Origin of the sequence: Bradyrhizobium sp. 142 (assembly GCF_023074015.1) — a bacterium.
In the GTDB taxonomy this organism is placed as follows: Bacteria; Pseudomonadota; Alphaproteobacteria; order Rhizobiales; family Xanthobacteraceae; genus Bradyrhizobium.
In genome coordinates this window covers 1-5,521 of record NZ_JADPKQ010000314.1, presented here as the reverse complement: position 1 = coordinate 5,521, position 5,521 = coordinate 1, and the positions used below count along the sequence as shown (strand labels likewise).

At 59.5% G+C, this 5,521-nt stretch carries 3 protein-coding genes and 2 pseudogenes; all 5 read left to right on the top strand.

What is annotated here, in order from left to right; genetic code table 11:
- The first annotated feature begins 142 nt into the window (after positions 1–142).
- The 5 genes and pseudogenes from IVA82_RS28545 (at position 143) to IVA82_RS49120 (ending at position 5,348) form a co-directional block, all read left to right on the top strand.
- Entirely contained in the window at positions 143–1,060 is a 918-nt protein-coding gene (locus IVA82_RS28545; RefSeq protein WP_256469732.1) for an ABC transporter substrate-binding protein, read from the top strand.
- A gap of 7 nt (positions 1,061–1,067) precedes the next feature.
- Positions 1,068–1,832 carry an ABC transporter ATP-binding protein gene (locus IVA82_RS28540; RefSeq protein WP_247493655.1) on the top strand — a complete coding sequence of 255 codons (765 nt, stop codon included), beginning with the start codon at positions 1,068–1,070 and terminating at the stop codon, positions 1,830–1,832.
- A gap of 6 nt (positions 1,833–1,838) precedes the next feature.
- Positions 1,839–3,425, top strand: coding sequence for a gamma-glutamyltransferase (locus IVA82_RS28535; protein WP_247493654.1), 1,587 nt, complete (start codon positions 1,839–1,841; stop codon positions 3,423–3,425).
- 568 nt (positions 3,426–3,993) lie between these two features.
- Positions 3,994–5,015, top strand: a pseudogene (locus IVA82_RS28530) (IS5 family transposase).
- Positions 5,015–5,348, top strand: a pseudogene (locus tag IVA82_RS49120) (hypothetical protein). The pseudogenes IVA82_RS28530 and IVA82_RS49120 overlap by 1 nt, the downstream one beginning before the upstream one ends.
- Positions 5,349–5,521 lie beyond the last annotated feature (173 nt).

Below are 5,521 nucleotides of genomic sequence, written 5' to 3'. Positions count from 1 at the left end.
GGATCTTCCTCAGCGGGTGGTTCGCAGGCACCCGCGCCTCCGGCGAAATGTACGAAAACAACCCGCCCTGATCCGCAAAAGCGCCTCGCATGCGAGCCCCCGACGATTCATGATACATAATTGAATCATCAACCGTGGGCCTTTGCGAGGGCTTTTTCAGCAGACTGTTAGGCTTGATTGGGCGATCTACGGCTCGCATGCGCCATTCTATATGGCTTTAGACGAGAAAATGTACGAGAAGGCTGGACTGGACGTTAGCATTGGCGAGGGACAGGGCTCGGCGACCGTTGCTAAGATCGTAGGACAGGGCAACGATCCCATCGGCTTCATCGACTTCACTAGCACGATCCGAGCCGTCGAGCAGGGTATTCCGTTGGTTGCTATCGGGCGCGTGATTTCGAACGTGATGTGCATAATTAGTAGCGCAGATGCGCCGATCCGCGCGCCCAAAGAGCTGGAAGGCAAGGTCGTTGCCTATGCTCCTGCCGAGAGCACTGGTCAGATGCTTGCCGCACTGTTGCAGCAGAACAACGTCGATGCCAGCAAGATCAACGTGCTCAACCCAGCCACTGGCGCCAAGAATGCCGCGTTTCTGCAGGGGAGAGCGGAAGCTATCCCGGCCAACGTGAATGTGCAAGTCGCGCAGCTCGAGGAGCAGGGAGCCAAGCTCTACTATTTCCTGTTCAGCGATTTTGGAGTCGACATGATGAACAATGGAATTGTGGCGAACGCCAATTGGGTCCAGCAGAATCGCGATGCAGCTAAGGCTTTCGTTCGCGCGTCTCTGGATGCGTTCAAGGCAGCCCAAGAGGACCCCGAGAAGGCCATCGATCTTCTTATCAAGCGGGTGCCACAACAGGCGCGCAACAAAAGCGTTCTACGTCGCCAGCTCGAATTGACATTTCCATCTCTAGAAACCCGCAGCACGAAGGGAAGGCCCTTTGGCCTCATGGCCAATCAGGATTGGCATCAGACGCAGCTTTTGCTGCTGAAACATGGAGGCCTTCCGAAGGCCGTTGAACTGAGCAAACTTTATACGAACGAGTTTGTCGAGCTCTGAGCGCGCCATGGTTCAGCCGATTACGATATGCAGTGTGTCGAAATCTTTTGGCGTTGGCAAAGGCAAAGTCGAGGCTTTGCACGACATCCAGCTTGAAGTGAGAGCAGGCGAGTTCGTGGCCATCGTAGGTGCTTCGGGTTGTGGAAAATCCACACTGCTTCGCCTCGTCGGTGGCTTGATGGCCCCGACGAGGGGGCAGATTCTGATCGGCGGCAAGGTGGTGACTGAGCCGAGTCCGGGTATTGGAGTCGTATTTCAGACGCCGGTGCTACTGCCTTGGCGCACCGTGCAGGAGAATGTTCAGCTACCCATAGACATTCAACGATCCGGCAAAGAGCCAAAACGCATCGGGGAGCTCCTGACGCTGGTCGGCCTCAACGGGTTCGAGCATAGCAGACCCTACGAGCTGTCCGGTGGTATGCAACAGCGGGTGGCGCTATGTCGAGCACTCGTGACCAATCCGTCGTTGCTCCTCATGGACGAGCCGTTCGGAGCTCTCGACGCTCTGACGAGAGAGCAGATGAATCTCGAGCTCCAGCGCGTATGGATGGAGACTGGAAAGACCATCGTGCTGATCACGCACAGCATCACAGAAGCGGTTATGCTGGCTGATCGAGTCGTCGTGATGACGCCGCGTCCTGGACGCATCCAGGAAATCATAGAAGTCGGGATCCCGCGGCCGCGCGATTTCTCTTGTCTGCGACACGCTGAATTCCATAGGGCCTGCGAGCAAATACGCGTCTTGATGAACGCATGCGGATTTACGGAGTGATTCACCGTGAACATAGGATTTGAGGGCGAAATCGGGGCCCACCGACCTGTCATCATGGGCGACGGTGGAATGGTCGTGGCGGGTCATCACAAGGCTTCCGAAGCCGGAGCAGCAATCCTCCGCAGTGGCGGGAATGCGATGGACGCAGCGATTGCCACCGCCGCAACATTGGCCATCGCTATCCCGTTCATGAACGGTCTCGGCGGAGATGCTATTGCTCTCTATTCCACCGCGAAAGGCGAGGTTACCTCGATCAACGGCTCGGGCGCGACACCGCGGGCGTTATCGGTAGCCACTCTACGGAAGCAAGGTCTGACCGCGATGCCTCGACGTGGGCCTATTCCCATCACAGTACCTGGTGTGATCGCGGCATGGGGTGAGGCACTCGAGCGGTTCGGTACCCGCTCTCTCGCCGACGTTCTGGAGCCCGCGATCACCATCGCAGAACGTGGAGTTGCGCTCGATGCATCAGCTGTGGAGTTTTACAACGGGCAAGAATATTCGGCGCTTGTACGAGAATTCCCTGCGCTCGGCGCTAAGTTCGGCTCAGCCGGCGGACGTCGCCTCGGTGAACGCTTGAAGCAGCCCGAGGCTGCCCGGACGTTGCGCGAGATAGCGAAAAAGGGTTGGCGATCGTTCTATTCGGGAGAGCTTGCCCGGCAATGGCTCGCGGAAGCGCGAGACGAGGGAGTCATGATAGACCTCGAGGACCTCGCTGCGCACAGGAGCTTGTTCGAGCCGGCATTGTCGACGATGTGGCGAGAACGGCGAGTTCACGTGGCGCCCCCAAACTCGCAAGGACTTGCACTGCTGGCCATGCTTGGCCTAGCCGAAGCTCAACCGGCTGCTGCGCCGTCCGATCAGTCTGATCCGCTACTTGATCCCGTGGCGTATTTGGCGCGGAAGTCCACCGCATTTGCGATGCGCGACGCTTATTGTGCAGATCAACGAAGAATCCGTCTACCGCCGGACCTCCTCTCGCCTGACCGGCTAAGATCGTTGGCGCTTGATGCGAGTCCCGCCATGAGCACTACGGGCGGTGGCGACACGTCAACATTGGTCGTCGTAGACGCCGCTGGACGCGCCGTTTCTTGGGTCCAATCCTTGTTCGAAGCTTTCGGCTCGGGCGTGATCTGCCCAAATCACGGGATCGTCTTGCACAATCGCGCAATGCTCGAGCGGCTCGACGACGATCCCGTGCGCGGCCTGCGTGGCGGAGTGCGTCCTTTCCATACGCTCTGCCCAGCTTTGGTGACCGGGGAGGGTGGCGTCGAGCTTGCCATAGCTACCCCAGGGGATCATGGCCAGCCGCAGTCGTTGTTCCAGGTTATGCGGCGCCACTTTGAGCAGGATCTCGACATACAGTCTGCTATAGAGTGGCCGCGACTCCGCCATGACGACGGTCGCCAAGTCATGCTGGAGCGCAGATGTCCGAGTGGCTGGGACACTGCTCTAACCGAAGCGGGGTGGGAAGTGAAACGATTGGAAAGCTGGTCCCGCCTCATGGGTGGAGTGAATGCAATCCGAAGGAGCGATGGTCTGACAATGGGCGGCGCGGATCCGCGGCGGTCCTCGTACGTAATTGCAGAGTAATCGCGGTATGACCTTCTTCAGGCGCGGTGGCTTCTGTTCGGCCCTCAAAAGGAGGTCGCTCTGGAAGCAAATTTACAATGTCCCAGGACCTCCGGCTTTACTTCGCGGCGGCGTCATCTGCTGGACGGGCGCCTGAGCGTCCGGTTCACGGTCTGTGGAAGGTTCGAACGACTGGTAAATGCGTCGGCTTGGCGCCTGCATCGGGTCTCTCCTAATGCTGCTTGGCGTCTGAAATATGGGGAACTTAGGCTGAGATATCGCTCTCGACAACGCCGAGCTACGCTCACGGCAACTTAGGTTGCACTGAGCTGCTGGGGACCGTCGCTGGTTTTCGCGCGGGGACGCGGCTGAAGTCCAGGAATCCCGCCACTAAAGTTGAAATAACGGGAGTATGCCCCCTGCGGTACTGAATAGCCTCTCGAATGACATTCCGATTGGTCTACGGACATTTTCGCTGAAGCTAATGAGGTGTCTCCGCTGTGGCACACGAGCAGGCTGATGAAAAAGGGCGCTCGCCGCCGACCGGCGACCATAATTCATTGGCTCCGATGAGATTCGGAGATGGTGCGTGCACGGCGGCGACAATCGAAAGGGCGAGCTGTTCAGCTACATTGACCTGGAGGCGCGGGTGCGGCTCATCCGCTGCGAGCGATCCGGACGATGGTAAACGAGGCGCTGGCGGCGCTGGATCGCAAGTTTGCCGCGCTCTATTCGCCGATTGGGCGGCCGTCGATCCCGCCGGAGAAGCTGCTGCGGGCGAAGCTGTTGCAGGCGTTTTGTTCGATCCGCTCGGAGCGGCTTCTGATGGAACGGCTGGAATACGACCTCCTATTCCGCTGGTTCGTGGCAATCGGGGTCGACGACGCGGCCTGGGACCATTTGGTGTTCTCGAAGAACCGCGACCCTCTGACAACATCGCGGCAAGTTCCTGGCGGCACTGCTGGCGCAGCCAAGGTCAAGAAACTTCTGTCGAGCGATCACGTCTGTCGACGGCACGCTGATCGAGCCTGGACCTCGATGAAGAGCGTCAAGCCGAGGACGGCTCCGGCGAGCTGCCGGTGCAAGGCGACGGGCGCAATGCCGAAGCGGACTTCCATGGCCAGACGCGCTCGAACGACACCCATGCTTCGAACACCGATCCGGACGCCGGGCTCTACCGCAAGGGCAAAGGTAAGGAGACGCAGCTATGCTTCTTCGGCGCAGGGCGACGGGCATGCAGAGCGGGTTGCCGCGCTGCACGTGATCCAGCATCGTGCCGACCGGAGGACGGCGATCACGCTTGGCGCCGACAAAACCTACGATGCAGACGACTTCGTCAATGAGCTGCGCTCGCTGAACATGACCCCGCATGTTGCACAGAACGCCAGCGGCCGCAGTTCTGCGATCGACGGGCGAACGACGCGGCACGGCGGGTATGCCGTCAGCCAGCGCATCGGCAAGCGGATCGGGGAGGCATTCGGCTGGATCAAGACCGTCGCCGGGCAGGAGAAGACTAGCTTCCGTGGCCGTAATCGCGTCGCATGGGCCTTTTCTATTGCTGCCACCGCCTACAATCTGGTGCGGCCCCAGCCGATCGCGGAGACCGGCTGATGGCCAAAGTGCCCGGGTTCGCCAAGGCCTTTGTCGGCCGCAGGCGCATCGTCGAGATGGACGTCTGGGACAGCGACTTCCTCGATCTTGTCTAAGAGGCGCATCTCACCTTCCATAGTGAAATCGCCTTTGGGGCTCTCAAGGGCTTCCCGGAGGTGCGCTACGGCATCACGCGACGGATCGGCATGCGCAGAGTTATCATGGGAAGGGCGCGACGAGAATGATCCGGCCCGCAGTCACGGACGGGTTATGATCTGCACTGCCGGAAGGCTCGTCGGCCACTTCGACATCCACAATGGCGACGATTCAGCCTTCGTTTGCGAACGCGGCTGAGTTCTTCAACAGCCTGCTAGTCTTACTGCGTCATAAATTTTTGCGCGATCGCGGACGCAGGATCGCTCTTGCGCAACATGGACATCGCGACAGACTTCTGACGAGGGCGAGAACGAGCCGTCGACGCATCGTCGCAATCGAGTTTGGAATGTGCCGTTCGGTGCGCAGCGGCG

Coding starts and splice junctions, on each gene's coding strand:
- IVA82_RS28540 (WP_247493655.1), top strand. CDS start 1,068: ATGGTTCAGCCGATTACGATATGCAGTGTGTCGAAATCTTTTGGCGTT.